General features: G+C 72.1%; 29 protein-coding genes. 27 read left to right on the top strand and 2 right to left on the bottom strand.

Features of this window, described 5'->3' with window-relative positions; genetic code table 11:
* Positions 1–156 precede the first annotated feature (156 nt).
* Positions 157–1,884 carry a PASTA domain-containing protein gene (locus F0L17_RS14730; RefSeq protein WP_155071441.1) on the bottom strand — a complete coding sequence of 576 codons (1,728 nt, stop codon included), beginning with the start codon at positions 1,882–1,884 and terminating at the stop codon, positions 157–159.
* Positions 1,885–2,882: 998 nt separating this feature from the next.
* Here F0L17_RS14730 and F0L17_RS14725 point away from each other — a divergent pair.
* From F0L17_RS14725 to F0L17_RS14635, 20 genes are all read left to right on the top strand, one after another.
* Positions 2,883–3,131 carry a helix-turn-helix transcriptional regulator gene (locus F0L17_RS14725; protein ID WP_155071440.1) on the top strand — a complete coding sequence of 83 codons (249 nt, stop codon included), beginning with the start codon at positions 2,883–2,885 and terminating at the stop codon, positions 3,129–3,131.
* Positions 3,132–3,239: 108 nt separating this feature from the next.
* Positions 3,240–3,557 carry a WhiB family transcriptional regulator gene (locus F0L17_RS14720; protein ID WP_155071439.1) on the top strand — a complete coding sequence of 106 codons (318 nt, stop codon included), beginning with the start codon at positions 3,240–3,242 and terminating at the stop codon, positions 3,555–3,557.
* 173 nt (positions 3,558–3,730) lie between these two features.
* Positions 3,731–4,753 carry a helix-turn-helix domain-containing protein gene (locus F0L17_RS14715; protein WP_155071438.1) on the top strand — a complete coding sequence of 341 codons (1,023 nt, stop codon included), beginning with the start codon at positions 3,731–3,733 and terminating at the stop codon, positions 4,751–4,753.
* A gap of 115 nt (positions 4,754–4,868) precedes the next feature.
* Entirely contained in the window at positions 4,869–5,558 is a 690-nt protein-coding gene (locus F0L17_RS14710; RefSeq protein WP_155071437.1) for an ATP-binding protein, read from the top strand.
* An 85-nt stretch (positions 5,559–5,643) separates the two neighbouring features.
* Positions 5,644–7,026, top strand: coding sequence for a replicative DNA helicase (gene dnaB, locus F0L17_RS14705; RefSeq protein WP_338018087.1), 1,383 nt, complete (start codon positions 5,644–5,646; stop codon positions 7,024–7,026).
* Between the two features lie 104 nt (positions 7,027–7,130).
* Positions 7,131–7,703, top strand: a complete 573-nt coding sequence (locus F0L17_RS27065) for a hypothetical protein (protein ID WP_202917881.1) — start codon at positions 7,131–7,133, stop codon at positions 7,701–7,703.
* 92 nt (positions 7,704–7,795) lie between these two features.
* Positions 7,796–8,104: a hypothetical protein gene (locus tag F0L17_RS14695; RefSeq protein WP_155071435.1), complete on the top strand. Its 309-nt coding sequence runs from the start codon at positions 7,796–7,798 to the stop codon at positions 8,102–8,104.
* Positions 8,101–8,370, top strand: a complete 270-nt coding sequence (locus tag F0L17_RS14690; protein ID WP_155071434.1) for a hypothetical protein — start codon at positions 8,101–8,103, stop codon at positions 8,368–8,370. The genes F0L17_RS14695 and F0L17_RS14690 overlap by 4 nt, the downstream gene beginning before the upstream one ends.
* Positions 8,367–9,320 (top strand): DNA methyltransferase, encoded by a 954-nt coding sequence (locus F0L17_RS14685; RefSeq protein ID WP_162466209.1) that lies wholly within the window; start codon positions 8,367–8,369, stop codon positions 9,318–9,320. The genes F0L17_RS14690 and F0L17_RS14685 overlap by 4 nt, the downstream gene beginning before the upstream one ends.
* Positions 9,320–9,601, top strand: coding sequence for a hypothetical protein (locus F0L17_RS14680; protein WP_155071433.1), 282 nt, complete (start codon positions 9,320–9,322; stop codon positions 9,599–9,601). Before F0L17_RS14685 ends, F0L17_RS14680 begins: the two co-directional genes overlap by 1 nt.
* Positions 9,601–10,689 (top strand): DNA cytosine methyltransferase, encoded by a 1,089-nt coding sequence (locus F0L17_RS14675; protein ID WP_155071432.1) that lies wholly within the window; start codon positions 9,601–9,603, stop codon positions 10,687–10,689. Before F0L17_RS14680 ends, F0L17_RS14675 begins: the two co-directional genes overlap by 1 nt.
* Before the next feature lie 256 nt (positions 10,690–10,945).
* Entirely contained in the window at positions 10,946–11,722 is a 777-nt protein-coding gene (locus F0L17_RS14670; protein ID WP_155071431.1) for a hypothetical protein, read from the top strand.
* The gene (locus tag F0L17_RS14665) at positions 11,719–12,144 is read left to right on the top strand and encodes a hypothetical protein (RefSeq protein ID WP_155071430.1); all 426 of its coding nucleotides are present in this window, start codon (positions 11,719–11,721) and stop codon (positions 12,142–12,144) included. Before F0L17_RS14670 ends, F0L17_RS14665 begins: the two co-directional genes overlap by 4 nt.
* Positions 12,141–13,046 carry a hypothetical protein gene (locus tag F0L17_RS14660; protein ID WP_155071429.1) on the top strand — a complete coding sequence of 302 codons (906 nt, stop codon included), beginning with the start codon at positions 12,141–12,143 and terminating at the stop codon, positions 13,044–13,046. The genes F0L17_RS14665 and F0L17_RS14660 overlap by 4 nt, the downstream gene beginning before the upstream one ends.
* On the top strand, positions 13,043–13,234 hold the full coding sequence (locus F0L17_RS14655; RefSeq protein ID WP_162466207.1) for a hypothetical protein: 192 nt from the start codon (positions 13,043–13,045) through the stop codon (positions 13,232–13,234). Before F0L17_RS14660 ends, F0L17_RS14655 begins: the two co-directional genes overlap by 4 nt.
* 72 nt (positions 13,235–13,306) lie before the next feature.
* Complete coding sequence (locus F0L17_RS14650; protein WP_155071427.1) at positions 13,307–13,657, top strand: hypothetical protein; 351 nt, start codon at positions 13,307–13,309, stop codon at positions 13,655–13,657.
* 210 nt (positions 13,658–13,867) lie between these two features.
* Positions 13,868–14,359, top strand: a complete 492-nt coding sequence (locus tag F0L17_RS14645) for a hypothetical protein (protein ID WP_155071426.1) — start codon at positions 13,868–13,870, stop codon at positions 14,357–14,359.
* Between the two features lie 312 nt (positions 14,360–14,671).
* Complete coding sequence (locus F0L17_RS14640; protein ID WP_155071425.1) at positions 14,672–14,992, top strand: hypothetical protein; 321 nt, start codon at positions 14,672–14,674, stop codon at positions 14,990–14,992.
* A 159-nt stretch (positions 14,993–15,151) separates the two neighbouring features.
* A complete protein-coding gene (locus F0L17_RS26835; RefSeq protein WP_162466206.1) occupies positions 15,152–15,412 on the top strand; it encodes a hypothetical protein in 261 nt (86 codons plus the stop codon).
* Positions 15,413–15,504: 92 nt separating this feature from the next.
* Positions 15,505–16,032, top strand: coding sequence for a WhiB family transcriptional regulator (locus F0L17_RS14635; RefSeq protein WP_162466205.1), 528 nt, complete (start codon positions 15,505–15,507; stop codon positions 16,030–16,032).
* A 154-nt stretch (positions 16,033–16,186) separates the two neighbouring features.
* Here F0L17_RS14635 and F0L17_RS14630 read toward each other — a convergent pair whose 3' ends face one another.
* The gene (locus F0L17_RS14630; protein ID WP_155071423.1) at positions 16,187–16,966 is read right to left on the bottom strand and encodes a GntR family transcriptional regulator; all 780 of its coding nucleotides are present in this window, start codon (positions 16,964–16,966) and stop codon (positions 16,187–16,189) included.
* Positions 16,967–17,329: 363 nt separating this feature from the next.
* On the opposite strand from F0L17_RS14630, the gene F0L17_RS14625 reads away from it, so the two are divergent.
* The 7 genes from F0L17_RS14625 to F0L17_RS14595 all read left to right on the top strand — a co-directional run bounded on the left by F0L17_RS14625 (position 17,330) and on the right by F0L17_RS14595 (position 19,700).
* The gene (locus F0L17_RS14625) at positions 17,330–17,506 is read left to right on the top strand and encodes a hypothetical protein (RefSeq protein ID WP_155071422.1); all 177 of its coding nucleotides are present in this window, start codon (positions 17,330–17,332) and stop codon (positions 17,504–17,506) included.
* Between the two features lie 144 nt (positions 17,507–17,650).
* On the top strand, positions 17,651–17,821 hold the full coding sequence (locus tag F0L17_RS14620; protein ID WP_155071421.1) for a hypothetical protein: 171 nt from the start codon (positions 17,651–17,653) through the stop codon (positions 17,819–17,821).
* A 217-nt stretch (positions 17,822–18,038) separates the two neighbouring features.
* Positions 18,039–18,257 (top strand): hypothetical protein, encoded by a 219-nt coding sequence (locus F0L17_RS14615; RefSeq protein ID WP_238420978.1) that lies wholly within the window; start codon positions 18,039–18,041, stop codon positions 18,255–18,257.
* Between the two features lie 85 nt (positions 18,258–18,342).
* A complete protein-coding gene (locus F0L17_RS14610; protein WP_155071419.1) occupies positions 18,343–18,801 on the top strand; it encodes a hypothetical protein in 459 nt (152 codons plus the stop codon).
* 159 nt (positions 18,802–18,960) lie between these two features.
* Entirely contained in the window at positions 18,961–19,143 is a 183-nt protein-coding gene (locus tag F0L17_RS14605) for a hypothetical protein (RefSeq protein WP_155071418.1), read from the top strand.
* A gap of 26 nt (positions 19,144–19,169) precedes the next feature.
* Positions 19,170–19,337 carry a hypothetical protein gene (locus tag F0L17_RS14600; RefSeq protein WP_155071417.1) on the top strand — a complete coding sequence of 56 codons (168 nt, stop codon included), beginning with the start codon at positions 19,170–19,172 and terminating at the stop codon, positions 19,335–19,337.
* A 45-nt stretch (positions 19,338–19,382) separates the two neighbouring features.
* Positions 19,383–19,700 (top strand): hypothetical protein, encoded by a 318-nt coding sequence (locus F0L17_RS14595; protein ID WP_238419384.1) that lies wholly within the window; start codon positions 19,383–19,385, stop codon positions 19,698–19,700.
* The last annotated feature ends 31 nt before the right edge of the window (positions 19,701–19,731 follow it).

The raw sequence follows: 19,731 nt of genomic DNA, 5'->3' as shown, positions 1-19,731 counted from the left end.
CACGGGACGCGCCACCCGCTCCACCGGGCGGGGCGCGCCACCGGCCCGACGCCGTACCGGGAAGCGCGCCGATCACCCACAGCACGGGGAGGGGCTGGAGAGCGACCTCCTCCGACGCTGTCCTGCCCGATGTCCGACGGCTCCGGGCCCCCGTCGTCATCCGGAGCCGTACCCCCACCGGGCCCGGCCGTCCTTGCCCATGAAGCACTTCGCGGGCCGCCCGTCGACGGTCGTCGCGGTGGCGCCCACGGGAGAGCAGTACTGCCCGAACCGGGCGCCGGTGCTGCCTCCCGAACCGCCAAAGGAGCCACCGCCGGTGGAGCCTGTACCGCTGGACGAGCCCCCGCCGGTACTGCCCCCGCTGGTACTGCCTCCCGTGGTGATGCCGTACGAGGGCCGGGGACGCGGTTCCGGCTTCGGTTTGGGTTTCGGCTCCGGCTTCGGGGTGGGTGTCGGGCTGGGTTCGGCACAGGGGTTGCCGGGACCGATCAGCCACAGGTCGACCCCCGTCGTGGTCGACACCTCGGTGTCCGGCTCCGGGCGCTGCCGGCACACCCGCCAGTCGGCCGGATCCCGCGACTCCCCGTCCAGGCGCTTGCCGGTGTGCGCGTGGAGGGGGAGCGGACGGCCGAGATCGAGGTCGCCGAGAACCTGCGAGGCGTCGCCGAACCGCTCGCCGACGAGGTCCGGCATCACGACCCGGCTGGAGCCGCCCGGCCACCTGGGGCACTCCTCCCGCTCCGGAACCGCGTACAGCGTCAACGCCATGCCGGACGGATGGACCGTTTCACCGTGGGAGGGGCGCTGGAAGCAGACCCGCCAGCCGGTCTCGGTGATCTTCACCGGTCGGCGGGCGGATGAGGCGTCGGCCGCCGACACGGTCCGCCAGGCATGACGGTGAGCCCTGGCAGCGGCCGTGGTGAGGGGAACCCCCCGGTAGGAGGGGACGGTCAAGGTGCCGGTGGGCTCCGCCTGGCCCCTCGCCACCACGGCCTCCGCTCCCTCCTTCTCGCCGGGACCCGGACCCTGGTCGGCGACCGCCCCCAGACCGGCGAGGAACACCGCGAACACGACCGTGCACACGAGGACGGGGTGCCGACCCACCCAGGCGGAGGATCGGGTTCCGCGACCGAGGCGCAGAGGCGAGTCGGGAGGCAACGGTTCTCCCGCGGCTTCGAGGAGCTTCCCCTTCGGGTCGAGCTTCGAGCCGCGCAGTTTGTGCGGTCTCCCGTGGACGAGGACCTCGACGGTTCCGGACGCGCCGTGCGCGCGGCGGAGAATCCACAGGGGCCCGGGGACGCGGACCGCCACGGGCCTCGTGATCCCCCGGAGGAGGACCAGACCGTTCTCGGTGAGCGCGGCGCAGTTCCAACCGTCGTGGTAGAAGGACCGGACGGCCTCGTCGGGCCCGAGCGCCTCCAGCAGCGCCTTCTTCTGGCCGTCGGTGGGGAGGGCGCTCTCACCGGCCGCGGCCGCGGCGGTGCGCGGGTCCTCGGCCAGCGGATCGGGCACCAGTTCCCCGGCCCGTAGGAGGAGGTCGCCCTCCTTGTCGAGCTCCGAGCCCCACAGACCGACGCGTCGCCCCTCCACCGACACGTCCACACTGTCCCGGATGCCGTGCGCGGGGCGCAGGATGGCCAGGGGCTTCGGTACCCGCGTCACCCGCGACGCCGAAATCCCGCCCAGGAGGATCAGGGCGTCCGCGGTGAGCGCGGCATGACCCGTCATCCCCTGGTGGTAGAGGGCCAGCACCGCCTCCCCGGACCGGAGGGCGCGGAGCAGGGCCTCCGCCCCGCTGGTCGGGAGCGCGACGGACTCGTGGGCCGCCACCTTCGCGGTGCGCGAATCCCTCCGCAGGAGGCGCTGCGCGGCGGTCTCGGACATACGGGGATGCTAATCGCCGTTGACCCGCCGTCTAGTACCGGTGTGCGATCCGCTTCCCGGGCCTGTATCCGCCTCGACGTCGCCACGGGCGCCCACGGCTCCGGAGCCTCCCGTCACGGCGGCCTCCACGGAGCCGCCTCGGTAGCGGTAGCGGGCCAACGGCCCACCGCGCGGCGCGGATTCGGCTGAGCCTGGTGGAGGAGGGGTCGCAGCTCCGGTTCGCGCACGGGGTCGGCACCGGTTCGGTCTCCGCCGCAGTGGCGGATCGTCGCCGTCGCCCACGAGCCGTACGAGGACACCCCAGGGCCGACCGGGCCGCGACATCACCCTCGACACCGACCCCCTCGAACTGCCGCGCTGGGGGAAGGCCCGCCGAGAGACCGAACGGAAGGCCGCGGGGCGGCTCCTCCGCACCGTGTCCCCGGTACGTCCCCGGTGCCCACGCGGAAGACCCCCGTGAAGATCACGGGGGTCTTCCGCTCGAACCGTCTCCCCTGGCGAGGGGCGGAGCCGCCTAAGGGAATCGAACCCTTGACCTACGCATTACGAGATTCCCGATACCAGGGCCGGGGAGGGTCGTCGTGGGTTGTTCCCGCAGGTCAGGCGCACGCGAGAACGTGGGTGCACTTGCGTGACCTTCCCTGTACTGCTGGCGGAATTGCTGGCGCCTGCTGGCGAAGCTGCTGGCGCGGGACGTCGCCGCGGCCTCCGCCCCGGAACGAGTCGAGGCCGGAGTGTCGTCCACTCCGGCCTCTGCGCTGACCCACAACCGAACCGACTACCCGAGGGCCGAAGGAACCCTGTCAGCGTAACCGGTGTCGCCCGCTCACGCCAACGCGCGCCGTAGTCGCCCCCGCGCGCCCCGGGCGCCCCCTTCTGTCAACCGAACCCCTTCGCGAGTAGGTGGACACGCCTACTCGTCTCCCTCTATGCTCGGCAATGCCGAAAGTTCCTGACGTTCTGTCGGCTCCTCAGCCGCGCCCACCCAGGAGGGACACATGCCCACACCGCCCCCGATCAGGATCGCCTCGGACGACGAGGTCGCAGAGATCGTCTATACCGCCGAGCAGTTCGCGCGGCTCGTCGGCAAGTCGATCAAGACGATCTACCACTGGCGGTACACCGGCTACGGCCCGCGCGGCTTCAGGATCGGGCGCTCCGTCCACTACTTCAAGCGCGACATCGACGCGTGGCTCCGCCAACTGTCCGACGCCGACACCGAGCACGGCACCGGACAGCCGGCCTGACGCCTTCCCCACACACGGCAACGGCGCCTGGGAAATCCCAGACGCCGCCGAACACCAACCGGACACCGGGCCAGCCACCCGGCCCCCCACCATCAGGAGGAACATCCGATGCCGGAGCAGTCTAACCCGGCGAACGCCTTCACCCCGCCCACGTGGTGGAGATTCGCAGTCTGCAGGAAAGCCGACCTGAGAACCTTCTTCCCCCGCCACTACGACGGGCCGACCGCGCTCGCCGCGAAGCAGATCTGTACCGGCTGCCCCGTGCGTACCGCGTGCCTGGAGGAGGCCCTGCGCGTCGAGCGCGACACCAAGAGCCGCCGTCACGGGGTCTTCGGCGGCATGCTCCCCGAGGAACGGCACCAGGAGTGGCGGCGCCGTACTCGCGACCGGAGGAAGCGTGCCCGCGCGGTGCGCGGCACCCCCTGACACCCCACCGACCAGCCCCTGAAAACGGCAAACTCCCCGACCTGCGGCAACAGACCTCGGGGAGTTCGCGTGAACGATCTGGAGTTCTCTGTGCGACATGGTACCCCAACGACCCCGACGGCCCGCAACGCCCTCAGGAGTGTCGCCCCACTCGTCATCGCGGAGGTGACCCGGTGAGCGCCTCGTTCCCGCGTGTAACACGCCGCGGCGCCCGCGTGGACTGGGTGAAGTTCGACGCCGAACTCGCTCGCGACGGGTGCGTCGACCCCGTCGACAAGGCACTGTATGCGGCCATCGCCTCCTTTGTGGACCAGCAGACCCGCGAGTCGCCGGAGAGCGTCGTCTTCGACGCAGACGGCATCCCCGAGAACATCCCCACCCGGAAGCGCCTTGCGAAGTGCATCGGCCGATCCGTTGACACCGTCGACCGGGCGACCAAGCGCCTGGAGAAGCGCGGCCTGCTCCGAGTACACCGGATGGCGGACCCGGACAACCCCCGGTCCATGCTGCCCAGCGAGTACGAACTCCTCGACCACCATCTGTGGGATCAGCGGGCCGCCGAGCGGGCAGCCGAACGGACCGCTCGGGAGGGTGGCCGCATGGATGCGGCGAGGGGTGGCCGCACCGGTGCGGCGAGAGGTGGCCGCATGGATGCGGCGAGAGGTGGCCGCACCGGTGCGGCGGTAAAAGAGGAAGAAGAAGAACTAAGAGAAGAGAAAGAAACACACACTCCCGCCGTCGGCGACGTTCCCGCCGCGGGGCCCGCCCCGCAGAGTGTGTGCGACGAGGGAACGCTGCCGATGTTCGGCGACGACGCTCCTCCCTCCGGGCACAGGAAGCCGAAGGACAGCGCCCCCGACGAGCCGGACGGGTTCGACGACTTCTGGCAGGCGTATCCGAGGAAGGTCGGCAAGCCTGCCGCGCGGAAGGCGTATGCCGCCGTTGTGCGGCAGGGAGCCGCCCCGCAGGCCCTCCTGGAGGCGGTGCGGGCGCACGCAGCGGCGTGGGAGCGGCGCAGGGTCGAGAAGCGGTACATCCCGCATCCGACGACGTGGCTGAACCAGGGCCGGTATGAGGACGAGCTCGACGACACCGCCCCGTCGGGCGGCGGCGCGGGTGGGCACCAGCCGTGGCAGTGTCCGCCGGCGGAGGACTATCACGCCGGCTGGGGCGGCTGGTCGCAGGCTTCAGCGTGAGCAAGTGTCCCCGCGTACTTGCATGGCCTTCGACGCCCCCTCTATGATCCGAGCAACCGGGGCCGCCTTCTCGCCACAGGGGCGGCCCCGTGCCCACACCGACTGGAGTCACCCGATGAACCCGACGAACAGCATGGACCCGGCGACCGCCGCCCGGCTCCGTGAGATCCTCGCCGGTCGCGGCCTGACCACCCTGCCCGCGCCGCCCTCGGAGCCAAGCGCGGACCCGGACGAGCCGGGCCACCCGGAGTACCACCGCCGCCGCCGCGCCGAGACCGCCCTCGCCCGGTGGGAGAAGATCACCCCGCGCCGCTACCGGACAGCGGAGGCGACCGATCCAGCCGTGATCGCCTGGGCGGACGCGGTGATCGCCGACCCGTCCGGCACCCGGTCGCTACTGCTGACCGGCGGCACCGGAACCGGCAAAACCCACCAGGCATACGGAGCGCTGCGCCGTATCGCCGCCGCCGGCCCGGAGCGGTACACGGCGGTATCGGTCAACGCCGCCGACATGTACGGCGAGCTGCGCGCCGCAGGGGGCGCCGACGACACCGAGAAGCGGCTGCGGCAACTGAGCACCGCGCCGCTGCTGCACATCGACGACCTGGGCGCGGCCAAGGGCAGCGCGTGGGTGGAGGAAGTCACGTACCGGATCGTCAACACCCGCTACAACGACCTGCTGCCGACGCTGATCACCACGAACTTCGCCGACCCCGAGGCCCTGGGGGAGCGTCTCGCCTCACGCCTGTCGGAGATGTGCCGCGTCGTCGTGTTTGGCGGCTCCGACCGGCGCCGCCCCCGCTGACACGACGGCGGGGCCGACTCCCTGCCCGGAGCGGCCCCGTTCGGCCACACCCCGCATGTCCCCGCAGACACCTGGAGCGCGACCAGTGACCACCGTACTGCCCCTGCACACCCCCGCCCCCGCGGACGAGACGACCGGCGCGTTCGACCGGACTCCGCCACACGACCTGCACGCCGAACAGGCCGTGCTCGGCGCGATGATCCTGTCCGCCGCCGCCCGCGCCGACGTCGCCGGCCTCGACCCGAACGCCTTCTACTACCCCCACCACACGGTCCTCTTCCGCGTCCTGTGCGAGATGGACGCCGCCGGCGACCCCATCGACCCGCCCCTCGTCGCCGCCCACCTCACCCGGCGGGGACTGCTGCGCGAGGCCACCGGCGACCGCGGCCCCGGCTACCTCCACGACCTCGTCCGCGAGGTACCCGCCGCCGCCCACGCCGCCTACTACGCCGACAGCGTCCGGGAAAAGGCCGCATGGCGGAGCCTCATCGAGGCCGGAACCCGCGCGGTGCAAAGCGGGCACCTCGCCGAGGGCGACCCGTCGGAGGCCATCGGCGCCGCCGTCCGGGACCTCACCCACGCCGCCGAGGGCGCCCTCCCGGCCGACGTCGAGCGGAAGACCGCCGCCGACCTGTTCGCCCCCCTCCTGGACCGTGTCCAGGCCACCCAGGACGGCACCCTGCCCACTGGCATCCCCACTGGCTTCGCCGACCTCGACGCCCTCACCCGCGGCCTGATGCCCAAACAGTTCATCGTCGTCGCCGGGCGCCCCGCGATGGGCAAGTCCGTCCTCGGCATGGACTTCGCCCGCGCCGCCGCCCGCACCGGCCGCCGCGTCGCCGTGTTCTCCCTGGAGATGGGCGCCGACGAGCTCGTCATGCGACTCGCCTCCGCCGAAGCGAAGGTCGCGCTGCACCACCTGAAGTCGGGGCAGATGACCGACGACGACTGGCTGCGCATCGAGCGGCACGCCCCAAGCATCGCCACCGACCGGATCGTCATCATCGACGACGACTGTTCCACCCTCCAGCAGATCCGCGCCCACTGCCTCGCCCTCAAGCGCGACGGCGGCCTCGACGAGGTCATCATCGACTACCTCCAGCTCATGCAGGCAGGCGGACGCCGGCCCGACAGCCGCCAGCAGGAAGTCTCCGAAATCTCCCGAAACCTCAAGCTGCTCGCCAAAGAACTCGACGTGCCGATCGTCGCCCTGTCCCAACTCAACCGCGGCCCCGAACAGCGGCAGGACAAGAAGCCGATGGTCTCCGACCTGCGCGAGTCCGGATCGATCGAGCAGGACGCGGACATGGTGATCCTCCTGCACCGCGAGGACGCCTACGACAAGGAGTCCCCGCGCGCCGGCGAGGCCGACCTGTTCGTCGCCAAGCACCGCAACGGCCCGACCGCGACCATCACCGTCGCTTTCCAAGGCCACTATGCCCGCTTCGTGGACATGGCCCAGACGTGACCCTTTAGACGAGCAAGTGTCTCCACATACTTGCGTGACCCTCCAAGGCCCTATACAGTCGTAAACGTAAGCAACTGGGGACACTTACTCGCAGGGAGGACCCCATGAACGCCGCCACCTACACCCGAGTCGAGAACGGCACCGAGGACACGGTCACGGCGAAGGAGGCACTCGCCGAGATCAACCACGCGATGATGGACGGCAGGCGGAACGTTCGGAGGATGTCGTCCATCACCCGCACCGACTACGTCATCGACTACAAGGACGGTCGTTCCGTCCGCCTGGTCCTCGACGACGCGCCGTGCGGCAACCGCTGGAAGTTCGGGAAGGACGAGTGCGCTCGGGAACACGGGCAGATCGGCCCCCACCGGAACACGAAGACGTCCGAGGCCCACACCTTCCGCTGGTTCGACGACGAGGGCGAGCCGGCTCCGGCGGAGGAGCCTGAGCCGGCCCCGGCGGAGGCAGACAAGTTCGAGGACCGCGTGGTCAGCGTCCGAGGCGGCAAGGTCCACACGAAGTCCAGCTTCACCGTCCAGGGCCTGGTCTTCCCGGCGTGTGCGCCGTCCATGGGGCGAGCCCAGTACACGGAGACCTCGGCGCCGCTCACCTGCGAAAACTGCCTGGAGTACGCCAGGCGCCGGGCGCAGTACACGGACCACGCCCCCAAGGCGTAAGAGAGGCCACCCGCGGCCCCCGCCGACCGGGCGGGGGCCGCGCCCCCTGGCGAGCAAGTGCCCCCACCTCTCCGAGAGCGCAGGAGAACCCCGTGCAGATCCCGCCCATAGGCGCCCGCGTCTGGATCGCCTGCGCCGCCCACCTTGAGCTCGGCATCCCCGCCTGGCACGGAGACGCCACCGTCACACGCCGCATCCCCTGCGGCCCGTGCTGGCGAAACGCCGCCTACCGCGGCCGGTGGACATCCGCCACCGACATCTACACCGCCGCCCGCGACTGCCAGGAGCCGACCGGCTACATCGCCCGCACCGACGACGGCACACAGATCAACGTCGTCAACGGCGACACCGGCGTCCTCGCCGTCCTGCTCGCCACCGAGACAGGGAGCGTGGCCGCGTGACCCCCGCCAAGCCCCTTCCGGAGCGCCTCGCGGCCGAGGAGATACCCGACGGCACATTCGGCGGCCCACGCCCCACCCGGACCGGCCCGTGGCCCTTCACCCCGACGTCACCGGCGCACGCGGCAGCCAACCTTGCCGACCTCGCCGCAGCCCTCACCAACCCCAAACCCGACACGGAAGGCCGCCTGATGCAGCCCGCACTCACCACCCCCGCCCCCACCCCCCAACCGCCCACCACACCAGCCACCGAGGAGGCCGCCGCGTGACCGCCTACTACTCCGACGACACCGTGACCCTGCTCCTGGGCGACGCCCTGGACGTCCTGCGCACCCTGCCCGACGGGTCCGTCGACTGCATCGTCACCAGCCCGCCCTACTACGGGCTCCGCGACTACGGCACCGAAGGCCAGTACGGGCTGGAATCCACGCCCGCCGCCTACGTGGAGACCATGCGGCAGGTGTTCGCCGAGGCCCGTCGCGTCCTCGCGGACGACGGGACGCTGTGGCTCAACCTCGGCGACTCCTACGCCTACCCGCCCGGCTCGGCCGGACGGCAGGGCAACGGACAGCGCGAGGGCCTCCGCGGCACCCGCGATGTCCCGCCGAAGAACCTCCTCGGCATCCCGTGGCGGACGGCGTTCGCGCTCCAGGACGACGGGTGGATCCTCCGCAGCGAGGTCATCTGGGCGAAGCGGAACATCATGCCCGAGGCCGTCAAGGACCGCCCCACCCGTGCCCACGAGCAGGTGTTCCTGTTCACCAAGCAGCCCCGGTACTTCTACGACGCCGACGCCATCCGCGAGGAATCCACCAGCACCGCGCAGGAGGCACACAACCAGCGGTACGCCCGCCAGTACGAAGCCCACACCGTCCGCGCTGCTGCCACCGGACAGCCCGGCAACGTCAACAACGTCGGTATCCACTCTCGGCCCGGGAAGGGCGGCCGGAACGCCCGCTCGGTGTGGACGATCTCGCAGCGGCCGAACCCGCAGGCGCACTTCGCGACGTTCCCGATCGACCTGCCGATCCGCTGCATCAAGGCCGGCTGCAAGCCCGGCGGCGTGGTGCTTGACCCGTTCTCCGGCTCCGGCACGACCGGTGCCGCGGCCCGGCAGCTCGGCCGGAAGTACGTCGGCATCGATCTGAACCCCGCCTACCACGACCTGGCGAAGGCCCGCTTCGCGCAGGGCGTGCTCGACTTCGAGGAGGCTTCCTGATGCAGCCCGCCCTGTCCACCCCCGCCCCCGCCCCCGCGTTCGCCCCGATCCCGCTGCCGCCGGACTCGCTGGACCGTGACCCGGAGTGGGCGCTGCCCCCGGTCGCTGTCCGCGGCTGCGGGGTGTGCGGTGACCCGGCCGACGGCCACGGCCGCCAGTGGCACCCGCAGGCCGGGTTCCACGGCTGGGAGGAGCCGACCGCCGGGCAGGTCGAGGTCCGCGAGGCGGCCCGCATCGGCCGCCGGATTTCCGCGGCACGGTTCGCCCGGGAGGTGGCGTGATGATCCTCGACCTGTTCGCCGGCCCGGGAGGCTGGGACGAAGCCGCCCGCCGTCTCGGCCTCCGCCCCGTCGGCCTGGAGTGGGACGCCGCCGCCTGCGCCACCCGCGCCACCGCCGGACACCTCACCGTCCGCTGCGACGTCGCCCAGTACCCCACCGGCCCGCTCACCGGCCGCGTCCGCGGGGCCATCGGCTCCCCGCCGTGCCAGACGTTCAGCGCCAGCGGCAAGCGCGACGGCCTCACCGATCTCGCGGCCGTGCACCGGGCCGTCCACGACCTCGCCCACGACCGCGACACCCGCGCCGCGATACGCGAGACGGTCCGCGACGAACGGTCGCTGCTGGCCGCCGAGCCGATGCGGTTCCTCCAGGCGCTCCGCCCCGAGTGGGTGGCGCTGGAGCAGGTCCCCGACGTGCTGCCGCTGTGGCGCCAGTACGCCGCCGTGCTCCGCTCCTGGGGCTACAGCGCGTGGGCCGGGATTCTCAACGCCGCCGACTACGGCGTCCCCCAGACCCGCCGCCGCGCGATCCTCATCGCCTCCCGTACCCGGTCCGTGGCGCCGCCGGAGCCCACCCACGCCGAGCACCCGGGTCTCGACCTGTTCGGTACCACCCGGCCCGCCTGGGTGACGATGGCCCAGGCCCTCGAACTGCCGGCCGGGATGCGGGTCAACACCCGCGGCGAGCGGCGCACCGCCGGGGGCAACGAGTTCCCGTGCGATCGGCCGTCGTGGGCGCTGACGGAGAAGGCCCGCTCCTGGTGGGTGCTGCGGCAGAGCAAGCGTGCCAACGCCACCGTGCGTCGCCTGGACCAGCCTGCCGGAACGCTGGTGGCTGGGCACGCCCGCCACGACTACCAGTGGGTGAAGGTCGACGGCCGTGGCGACCTGGAGAGGCGCCCGCTGCTGCTGGCCGAGGCCGCGGTCCTCCAGGGCTTTCCCGCCAGCTACCCGTTTCAGGGCAGCGAGTCCCGCCGGTTCCTCCAGATAGCGAACGCGGTCCCGCCGCTGCTGGCCGCGCACGTCCTCGCCGCCGCCATGGGCCTGCCCGTCCCGGCCGCCGCCCCCGCCGAGGGGGTGGCGGCGTGACCGGCCCGTCGTCGAATCCGCGCGGCGAGCGTCCCGGCCGGCCCGGCACCGGCTGGGAGTCCCGGCTCGCCTGGTCGGGCGAGGAGCACCTCGTCGACGGGGCCGAGCCGCCCCGCCCGAACCGGGCCACCAGACGCGCCGCCAAGAAGGCCGCCAGGCGCCGCCTGAGGCCTGTCCAGCCGCCGGGCCTTCCCGAGCCCCGCCCGCCCGCCGACAGCCCGCGAGACGCCCACACAGACCCGAAGGAGCCCCGCCCGTGACCCTCCCCGCCGCCGCCCCGCTGCGCCACGGCTACAGCCTGGCCGACCTCGACCGCCTCGCCCGCGCCGTGACCACCAGCAACCTCGTCTGGTGGGCCGCTGGCGACCGCGACGACCTGTACGCCGCCGCCTGGCACGGCATCGTCGAACACCTCTACACCGCCGACGAGAAGCCGTCCCGCGCCGACCTCAGAAATGCCGGCCTGAGCGCGCTGGAATACGACACTCGCGACACCATGCGCCACCGCGGCGCCATCCACGACGGCCGCACCGGACAGCGGTACGCCGCCTACTGGGAGTGGGCCGGCCGCGCCACACCCGGCCCCGAGGCCACCGTCATCGACCGGCACGCGCTCCACCAGATCTGGCCCCGGCTCTCCCCCCGACACCGCCAAATCCTGACAGCGCTCGCGGCCACCGACGACCACACCCAGGCCGCCGCCGCGCTCAACCTGGCGGCCGGCACCTACAGATCCCACCTGTTCGCCGCACGCCGCACGTTCCTCGCCCTGTGGCACCAGGGCGAGACCCCGTCCCGGCTGTGGCGCAACGACCAGCGCGCAGCCCGCTCCGGAGACGGGCCCCGGGGCAGCCGCCGACTGACCGTCTCCCAGGTGGAGGCGTACCGGCGGCGCTGCCTGGCCGGGGAGCCGCGGGACGCCCTCGCCGCCGAGGCAGGCGTCCACGTCAAAACCCTCAACGCCCTGCTGCGCGGCCGGTCCAAGCCGGCCCCCGACACCCGCCCGGCCCGCACCCAGGAGGTGGCGGCATGACGTACCACCAGCGCAGGGAGCAAGCCGCCGCCGAGGCCACGGCGTTCCTCCGCGAGAACGACGACCGCACCTCCGCCGAGCGGGCCGCCATCGACGCGATCGACCAGCGCATGTGGATCCTGTGGCACGCCAACAACCGGGACCTGGGCGTGATCCTCGTCCTCTCCCGCGCCGGCCTCCTGCGCGACCCCGCCGACGAGGCACGCCGGGCGCAGGCGGACTTGGTGATGGGGCGTGCCGCCGCCCGTGAGCACCGCGCCGACCGGATCGCCGCCGGACGGTACTGCGCCCTGATCGAGGAGGCCGCGGACCGGCTGGAGGCGGGTGAGGACCCCGCGCTGATCGCCACCCGGATGCGGGCCGCACGGAACGAGATCGACCGCCGCCGCGAGAAGGACCGACGAGACGAGGAGCAGCCGTGACCGCCCACCCGACCCCCAGCACCCCCGAGGAGCCCGCAGGCGGCCCGCTGGGCGCCGAACAGCCCGCCCCGGCCCCCGAGTTCGAACCGGCCCGTCCCGGCGCCTCAGACGGGCGGACAGCGACTTCACCGACACCGCTGGAGGAACCGACGATGACCGACCACGACGCACTGCCTGCGGTCCCCTGCCTCGACTGGGGCCTGGACCGGCCCCACGACGCGCACACCTGGACCGCCCCTGGTGGAGAGACGGCCCGCTGCCCCGGCTGGATGCCCGGCGACGGCACCCGGCCCGAGCCCGCCGCGGCCGAGCCCGTCTGCTGCTGTGGCGAGCCGAGCACCCCGCACGTCGTACACCGCACCGATGGCCCGTGCGACGCTGGACACTGGTTCGACGGGGCCGAGAACGTCTGCGCCCGCTGCGGGATCAGCCACACCGAGTGGCAGGCAGCCGGAGCCCCTGTGTGCCCGGTCTACCAAGCGATCGTGGAAGACGGACAGAAGGGTCCCACCGCCCCGGCCGACGAGGACCGTCGCCAGCAGTACGCCCGCGCCCTCGGAGGGTTCCTCCCCGCTGGCGCACCGCTGATCGACGCCGTGATGGCCGTGGCCGACGCCGAGACCGCCCAGCTCCGCCAGCAACTCGCCGACGCCCGCGCCGAGATCGACTGGATGAAGCGCTTTGTGGCCGCGTCCAGCGAGCCCGGCCACGCAGTCCGCCTGGCCGCCCTGCGCGAGGCCGCCCTCGACCGCGTCCGCGCCCTCCACCAGCCAGTCGAGTACCGCGGTCACGCCATCTGCGCTCACTGCTCCGGCTGGGGCGGTGACAGCACCGACAACATCCCCGAACTCCATCCCTGCGCCACCATCCGCGCCCTCGACACCGACAGGAGCCGGTCGTGACCAACCGCTACCCGCACCGGATCCGCCTGCACGGCGGTCGGAACACCCACGCCGCCGAGCAGCTCGCTGTCTCCGGCGACCTGCTGACCGCCTGCAACTACGACGCCGGGGCCGTCTACCACCGCATGCCGCCGACGGCCGTCGTCACCTGCCGCGCCTGTCGGCGAGTCCTCGACCGCCAGCAGTAGCCCCTCGCCCGGCCGCCCCACCGGCCGGGCCCCGCGCCGCCAGATCCCGCACGACAGCACCGAGGAGCCACCATGGACACCGCCCCCGCCGAACACGTCTGGGAGGACGCGCGGGAGAACCGCAAGCGCTGCACCGGCTGCGGCCTGGTCGCTGTCCGACACCTCGTCGGCGGAGGCCCCCGCTGGTGGGTGGAGTGGATCCGCGACGGGCGAACCTGGAGCCAACTCGACGGCGAGCAGGCTCCGGCCTGCACGCCCGCGCCGCGGGAGGGGAACCGCCCGGTCGACGCGGCCGTGCGGCCGGTCGTGGTCCCCTACACCTGCTCGGCCGGCAGCCCCCGCTGCGGGAAGAAAGCGAGACTGTTCCCCTGCGGCTGGCGCTGCCACGACCACCGGCCGGGGCGCCCCAGAGAGGACGAGTGAGGGGCCGCCGTTGACGGGGGCACCCTACACAACGCCGCGCAAGTGCCTCCACATACTTGCACAGCTTTCAACAACTCGCTACGGTTCACGTACTCGGAGTCACTTACCCGGAGAACCGGGCCACTCCACGCCACCCCCCACATTCCAGAAAGCGACCACCGACAAATGCCCCCTCCGACTTGACCGCACCACCAACGGGAGGACCGAGCCATGCACCGCCCCGCCGAGGACTGGCCGTTCGACGCCGACCCCGCCGACCCGCTCGCCGAACTCCGCATCCCCGTCACCACCGCACGACCGCGCCAGCCCTACATCGCCTGTTTCGACCGCGACTCCCCGGCCCGCCCCACCGACACCGAGGCCCAGATGATCGCCTCGTTCATCCAGCAATACCTCCACGCCTGGCACACCGAGGACGAACGCGCCCACCTCGCCCGGCAGCCACTGGACACCGACCCCGGCAGCATCCCGGTCATATTCCGCAAATGGGGAGACGGCGACTGGTCCTACCGGCGTGACAGTTGGGACTACGGCCGCATCTGGGTGCCATCCGACCCCGCAATCCGCGGCACCACAGGCGACCCCCGCGGCCTGTCCGCACACACCCTCCTGCAGGTCATGGACCGCGCCCACGGCGACGGCCACCACGCCCCTGGCTGGGAGGAATGGAAGGCCGCCCACCCGGACGTCTTCGACACCTGACGTCCTCGCAGAAGCCGCCGCCCCGCCGGTCACCACACGGAGGGGCGGCGCAGTCGTCCAGGGGCCCACCCGCTCCACCTCCGCGAGTAACCGCCTCCACTAGCTTGCGCGGCCAACTGCGGCCCACTACGCTCCCGAGCAGTCGGCTCCACCTACTCGAAACCGGAGCCCGACCCATCGAGCCGGAGCCCCCACGCACGGCACCCCAAGACGGCAACAACACCCCAAGAGCAAGCGCCTCCGCCTGCTTGAGCGGCCAACACCGCCCACCTACGATTCGAGCATCCGCCACCACGTACCCACGGGGAACCCATGCACCTCTTCGAACCCGGCGCCCGCGTCTGGATAGCGCAAACAGCGGACGCCGAGCTGGGCGCCGTCGACTACGTCGGCGAAGCCACCGTCACCGCAACACTGCCCTGCGTTAACTGCTACAACGAGCTCCGCTCCGCCCACGACGCAGCCTCCCAACGCCGCCTCGCCCCCAGCGAAATCGCCGTCGTCGGAGCCGTCTGCAGACACCCCCTGGGTTTCCTCGCCCTCACCGACAACGACGAACCCATCCCCGTCATCGCCGACTATGCCGGCGCCGTCGCCATCCCGATCAAACCCGAACCGACCGGCGCCACATGACTCTTCAACCACACGCCCCCACGCACCGCCCCTACGACCGCTTCCAAAGCGAGGAGACCACCCAGTGACCAGTACCGACCTCGCCGCCATCGGCGTCATCTGCCTCACCGTCATCGTGTGCGTCATTCTGTGGGCCGCCGTCAAGATCGGGGACCGCCGGTGAACCATCCACCCGCCAAGCCTCGCCTCACGCCCGAGCAGACCGAACTGGCCGCCACGAGCCTCGCCGAGGCCGCCGACACCCTGCGCCGCTTCTTCGAAGCGCTTCTGCCCGTCACCCGCGCCGCCGCCGAGAGCATGTCCGCCATCTGCCGATGCCTCCAGGACACCGATCTCACCCCGCACGCCGGCCGCCCGACCCGCCCCGGCGACCGGCCCGCCTGGCAGTCCCCCTACGGACCGCCCCAGCGGCTCCGGTAGACACACGAAAGGGCGCCCCCACCAGTCCGCCAGACCGAACAGGGGGCGCCCCTCACGGCGATCCAACGGTAACCGATCACTGGAGCCCCGTCTTGATCGCCGACATCCCCGACTTCCTCCGCCGCCTCCCCGACGGCCACCAAACCCCCTGCTACGGCCACGGACGCCTGTTCACCAGCGACACCCCCGCCGACCAGAACACCGCCGCCGCCCTGTGCGCCGACTGCCCCATCCGAGAAGGCTGCGCCGACCACGCCACCGACCGCGGCGAACCCGAAGGCGTCTGGGGAGGACTCACCCCCGACGACCGCGCCGCCCGCCGCGCACCCGCCTGCGGCACCGAAGCAGCCTGGCGCCGCCACGCCCAACTCGGCGACGCCTGCACCACCTGCAGCGAAGCCCACGAAGCGCGACTACGCGACAACCGCCTCACCCGCCTCGCGGCCGAGCACGCCCGCCCCGAAGGCGGCTCCCTCGCCGGGTACCGCCTGGAGCTGCTACTGGGCCTGCCGACCTGCGCACGCTGCCGCGCCGTGCGCCGCGCCTACTACGCCGACCGGCCCCGCACACCACGCTGGTACCGGCGCGGACAGGTCCGGGAGGTCACGACAGCCGCTTGACCACACCCATCCGGCGACACCAGAGCGTGAGCCCACCCACGTCACGGCCCCGCCCGGCATCCGCCGGACAGGGCCGCCGCCGTTTCACCGGCGCCCCCGGACACGGAAGCGCCCCCGCCGAACCTCGGCGGGGCGCTTCCGTGCTCTCGGTCGGTCAGTCGTGGACGATGTCCATCGTGATCCGGTGATGCAGCGGGATCGTCGTCACCGTCACGAACACCGTCTCACCGCCGGCGTTCCGGGCGACCGCCAGCAGCCGGTACGCGGGCACGCCCTCCTCCATACCGAGCGCCTGCGCGGCCTGCGCGGTCATCGGCTCGACGGTGATCTCCCACGGGGAATGCACCACCCCCCAGCCGAGCCACTTCGCCATCGACACCCCGGCCGGCGGCGTCACCGGTTCGGCACCGACCGGCACCAGCATCGGCGGGACACCGTCGTAGCCCTCGGGCCTGCGTGACGCGACGTCCATCGGCAACAGCGTCACCTTGTGCTGCACCGGCACGCCGTCCACGGTGCGGACCAAGGCCCGCTCGACGACCTCCCCACCCGCGGGCAGCCCCCACGCGACCATCTCGCCAGTGGCGGGCATCTGCCGCACGCTGATGACCTCCTTCCCGGCCACGCCGTTGCCCTCGGGCTTCCACGCCTGGGCCGCGGACAGGTCCGGCGGGGAGAAGTGCCCCAGGTGGGCGGACGCCGCCGGGCCGGCGACGACGGTCGTGCCCTGCATGCCGCGCCCGACGCGGACCATGCCGATCGCCTCCAGCGAGGCGTAGGCGGCGGCTGCCGTCTGCTGGCTGACGCCGAACTCTTCGGCGAGGCCGCGGACGCTCGGCGCGCGGTCGCCACGCCGGTACCCCTCCTCGCCCGCGCCGATCCGGCGCCGCAACTCGGCGGCGATCTGACTCGCGGTCATGGGCTCACTGCTCACGTCGGTTCCTCCTGGCTGGTGTCGGCTGGAGACGCCACCATACCAAAGTCAAGCCATCCCGCTAATGTCTTGACATTAGAAGGTGACGCGTCTACGTTCACACCAACAGCGCCTGGAGCGACCGTAGTTGGCCGCGAAAGAAGCGCAAGCAGCCCACGCCACAGGGCCTTGAGAACTCGACACGAGGGCCACCGCCTCCCCGACAAAAGGCGGCAGGTCGACCTCTCACCACAGACGACGTCGACCGACAGCACCACCCCACGAGCCACCCACAGGCACGAGAACCAAAACGGCCCCGGCCAGGAGCCTTACCTCCCGGACCGGGGCCCGACGGAACCACCCTGAACAGGCAGGAGATCCGCCATGGCCCACCGTACCGAGCAGCGGCACCACACCGGCGACCAGCCGAACCTCGACGACCAGCTCGCAGAACTGTGGGCGGACATCGAATCCGCCGTCTACGCCTACGCCACCGCCCGCGGCATCGTCCCGCTGGACGCCGCCGACGCTCTCGCCTACCTCTTCGACGACCTGCGCTGACGGCTGCCTCCCCCGCCCGGCCACCACGTCCGGACGGCGGAGGGGAGCCGGACAGACCGGCCCGACGAAAGACGGCCCTCGGGTGCGCTGGCACGCGCCCGAGGGCCTTGCACGTCCTGAACCGATTCCACTCAGGAGGACGCAATGCGGAACCCTATCTCGCTCCCTGGGGCCGACGACGCCTGCCCGCTGTGCGGCTACTGGCGTTGCCGCTGCGCCACGACGTTCGCCCCGCCCCTGCACGTGACGCCGACCGACTCCGACCCCGACATGGACGAGGCGCTGCGCCGGGTCCGGGCGGGGGGAGCACGGTGAAGGCCCCGCGTGACTTGCGGCCCTGCCGGTCGTTGTCGGATGACCTGAAGAAGCTCAACGACGAGTCCCGCCGGTCCGCAGCCGGCAAGGGAACCCGCCGGTAGGCCACCCCGATAGTTGTGCGACGCCCCCGTCGATCGACGGGGGCGTCGTCATGCGACCGACACCATCCTAAAAGGGGGGTTGTATATAAGGGGGGTTTGATACAATGGCGGGCGTGAACACCAAGCCCGAAAGGACTTGGCTCGACCGCGTCCGCGAGGAGGACGAGCTGCTGCAACGGCTCACCACCGAGACGGAAGAAGCACTCAGACGGCGAGCCGAAGCACTCAAGGAAGGAAAGACCGAGACCGGCAGCATCTACCAAGTCGCCAAACTCACCGGCCACACCTGGCCAACCGTCAACAACGCCATCAAGAAGTACACAACCACATAAGACAGGCCCGACCGCCGCCACCCGGTGCTGCAACACCAGGCGACACCCAACACGGCCGGGCCCCGAACCAGGAGATGAGCCCTCCATGGTCCACTACGACCCTACCGCCGCACCCACGGCCAACACCACGCACCTCCCGGCCGTCATCCGGCCCACCGCCGTCGAGCAGCACCACCACGACCAGCCCGTCGTCTACGTGCCCCACGCCGTCGACCCCGACCTCATGATCCCGGTCCGGCGCGAGCACCTCCCCGCCACCCCGACGGCCCCCACGCCCCACCACCCCGCCCCGCGCCCGGCCATCGACCCGGCCGCACAGCGCCTCGTCGGGGTCGGCGTCGCCGCCGCCGGCATCGGCATCGGCGGCAGCTTCTTCTTCGGCGCCCTCGCCGCCGCCACCCCCGCCCTCGCCCTCATCGTCGCCGGACTCCTCCTCACCAAGCTCGGCGGCCGAAACAGCGGCAGCACCCACACCCACCACGAGACCCACATCAAGGTCACCAACGTCGCCCGCTGGTGGGGACACAACACCACCCGCCTGTGACCGCTGCCCGATCCGCCGGACCCAACCGCCGGCGGTGAAGGGGAGCCGTCACACGCCCCGACGTGAGCAACCGGCCCCACCACAGCAGGCAACCGGCCCCACCCACCCGATCACAACCGCAAACCCATCCCGCACCGCCAACCCCGGAAGGACCCGCCGATGACCGCCAACGACTTCGCCACCACCCACGGCGACCCCGCCACCTGGACCACCAACCACATCGAGACCCAGCAGAACCTCGCCCTCGCCGACTCCGCCGACGACAACCACGCCGCGGTGACCGCCATCCACCCGCAGAACACCGACCGCACCCCGAGCCCCATCACCTCGACCGCCGCCTGACCACCCTCAGAAGGACGCCACTCGCCGTGAACCCGCCCCAGCCCAGCTCCGACCTCATCGCCGACATCGAGACCGCCGACACCGGCCACCTCCTCGACCCCACCCTCACCGCCATCGCCCAAGCCCCCTACCAGCCCGGCCTGCTCCGCACCCTCGCCCACATCCGCGAACTCGACCAGACCCCCACCGACTGACCCCCGCCAGCCCGCACCACGACCGCAGGAAGGACACCGACCGACATGGCCCTGCTGGACCTCTTCACCCGCCGCACCGACAAGGAGACCCCGATGCCCCAGACCACCGAGCCGACCGCGACGACTTGGCCCGAAGGCGTCATCGCCCGCTACCTCACCGTCGGCGGCGCCACCGTCGACATCTCCCAGAAGCCGAACTCGACCGCCGCCACGGCCACGTGCCGCGGCTGCACCCGTGACCACTACGACACCTTCACCTGCAAGGTGACCCCCGAGACGCAGCGCGCGATGGCCCTCATCGTCGGCAAGTGGGCGCAGTCCCACGCCGAGACCTGCCGCGCCCTGCCCCGCCCCACCGCCTGACCCCGACAGACCACCGACCCGCACCACACCC

The sequence above is a fragment of the Streptomyces taklimakanensis genome (genome assembly GCF_009709575.1).
GTDB lineage: Bacteria > Actinomycetota > Actinomycetes > Streptomycetales > Streptomycetaceae > Streptomyces > Streptomyces taklimakanensis.
This window is presented reverse-complemented; position numbering and strand designations above follow the sequence as displayed.

Excerpts from the sequence above, each read along its gene's own strand:
- F0L17_RS14730 (WP_155071441.1), bottom strand. The coding sequence starts at position 1,884 with ATGTCCGAGACCGCCGCGCAGCGCCTCCTGCGGAGGGATTCGCGCACC.
- F0L17_RS14725 (WP_155071440.1), top strand. The coding sequence starts at position 2,883 with ATGCCCACACCGCCCCCGATCAGGATCGCCTCGGACGACGAGGTCGCA.
- F0L17_RS14720 (WP_155071439.1), top strand. The coding sequence starts at position 3,240 with ATGCCGGAGCAGTCTAACCCGGCGAACGCCTTCACCCCGCCCACGTGG.
- F0L17_RS14710 (WP_155071437.1), top strand. The coding sequence starts at position 4,869 with ATGAACCCGACGAACAGCATGGACCCGGCGACCGCCGCCCGGCTCCGT.
- F0L17_RS27065 (WP_202917881.1), top strand. The coding sequence starts at position 7,131 with ATGAACGCCGCCACCTACACCCGAGTCGAGAACGGCACCGAGGACACG.
- F0L17_RS14680 (WP_155071433.1), top strand. The coding sequence starts at position 9,320 with ATGCAGCCCGCCCTGTCCACCCCCGCCCCCGCCCCCGCGTTCGCCCCG.
- F0L17_RS14675 (WP_155071432.1), top strand. The coding sequence starts at position 9,601 with ATGATCCTCGACCTGTTCGCCGGCCCGGGAGGCTGGGACGAAGCCGCC.
- F0L17_RS14665 (WP_155071430.1), top strand. The coding sequence starts at position 11,719 with ATGACGTACCACCAGCGCAGGGAGCAAGCCGCCGCCGAGGCCACGGCG.
- F0L17_RS14650 (WP_155071427.1), top strand. The coding sequence starts at position 13,307 with ATGGACACCGCCCCCGCCGAACACGTCTGGGAGGACGCGCGGGAGAAC.
- F0L17_RS14645 (WP_155071426.1), top strand. The coding sequence starts at position 13,868 with ATGCACCGCCCCGCCGAGGACTGGCCGTTCGACGCCGACCCCGCCGAC.
- F0L17_RS14640 (WP_155071425.1), top strand. The coding sequence starts at position 14,672 with ATGCACCTCTTCGAACCCGGCGCCCGCGTCTGGATAGCGCAAACAGCG.
- F0L17_RS14625 (WP_155071422.1), top strand. The coding sequence starts at position 17,330 with ATGGCCCACCGTACCGAGCAGCGGCACCACACCGGCGACCAGCCGAAC.
- F0L17_RS14620 (WP_155071421.1), top strand. The coding sequence starts at position 17,651 with ATGCGGAACCCTATCTCGCTCCCTGGGGCCGACGACGCCTGCCCGCTG.
- F0L17_RS14610 (WP_155071419.1), top strand. The coding sequence starts at position 18,343 with ATGGTCCACTACGACCCTACCGCCGCACCCACGGCCAACACCACGCAC.
- F0L17_RS14605 (WP_155071418.1), top strand. The coding sequence starts at position 18,961 with ATGACCGCCAACGACTTCGCCACCACCCACGGCGACCCCGCCACCTGG.
- F0L17_RS14595 (WP_238419384.1), top strand. The coding sequence starts at position 19,383 with ATGGCCCTGCTGGACCTCTTCACCCGCCGCACCGACAAGGAGACCCCG.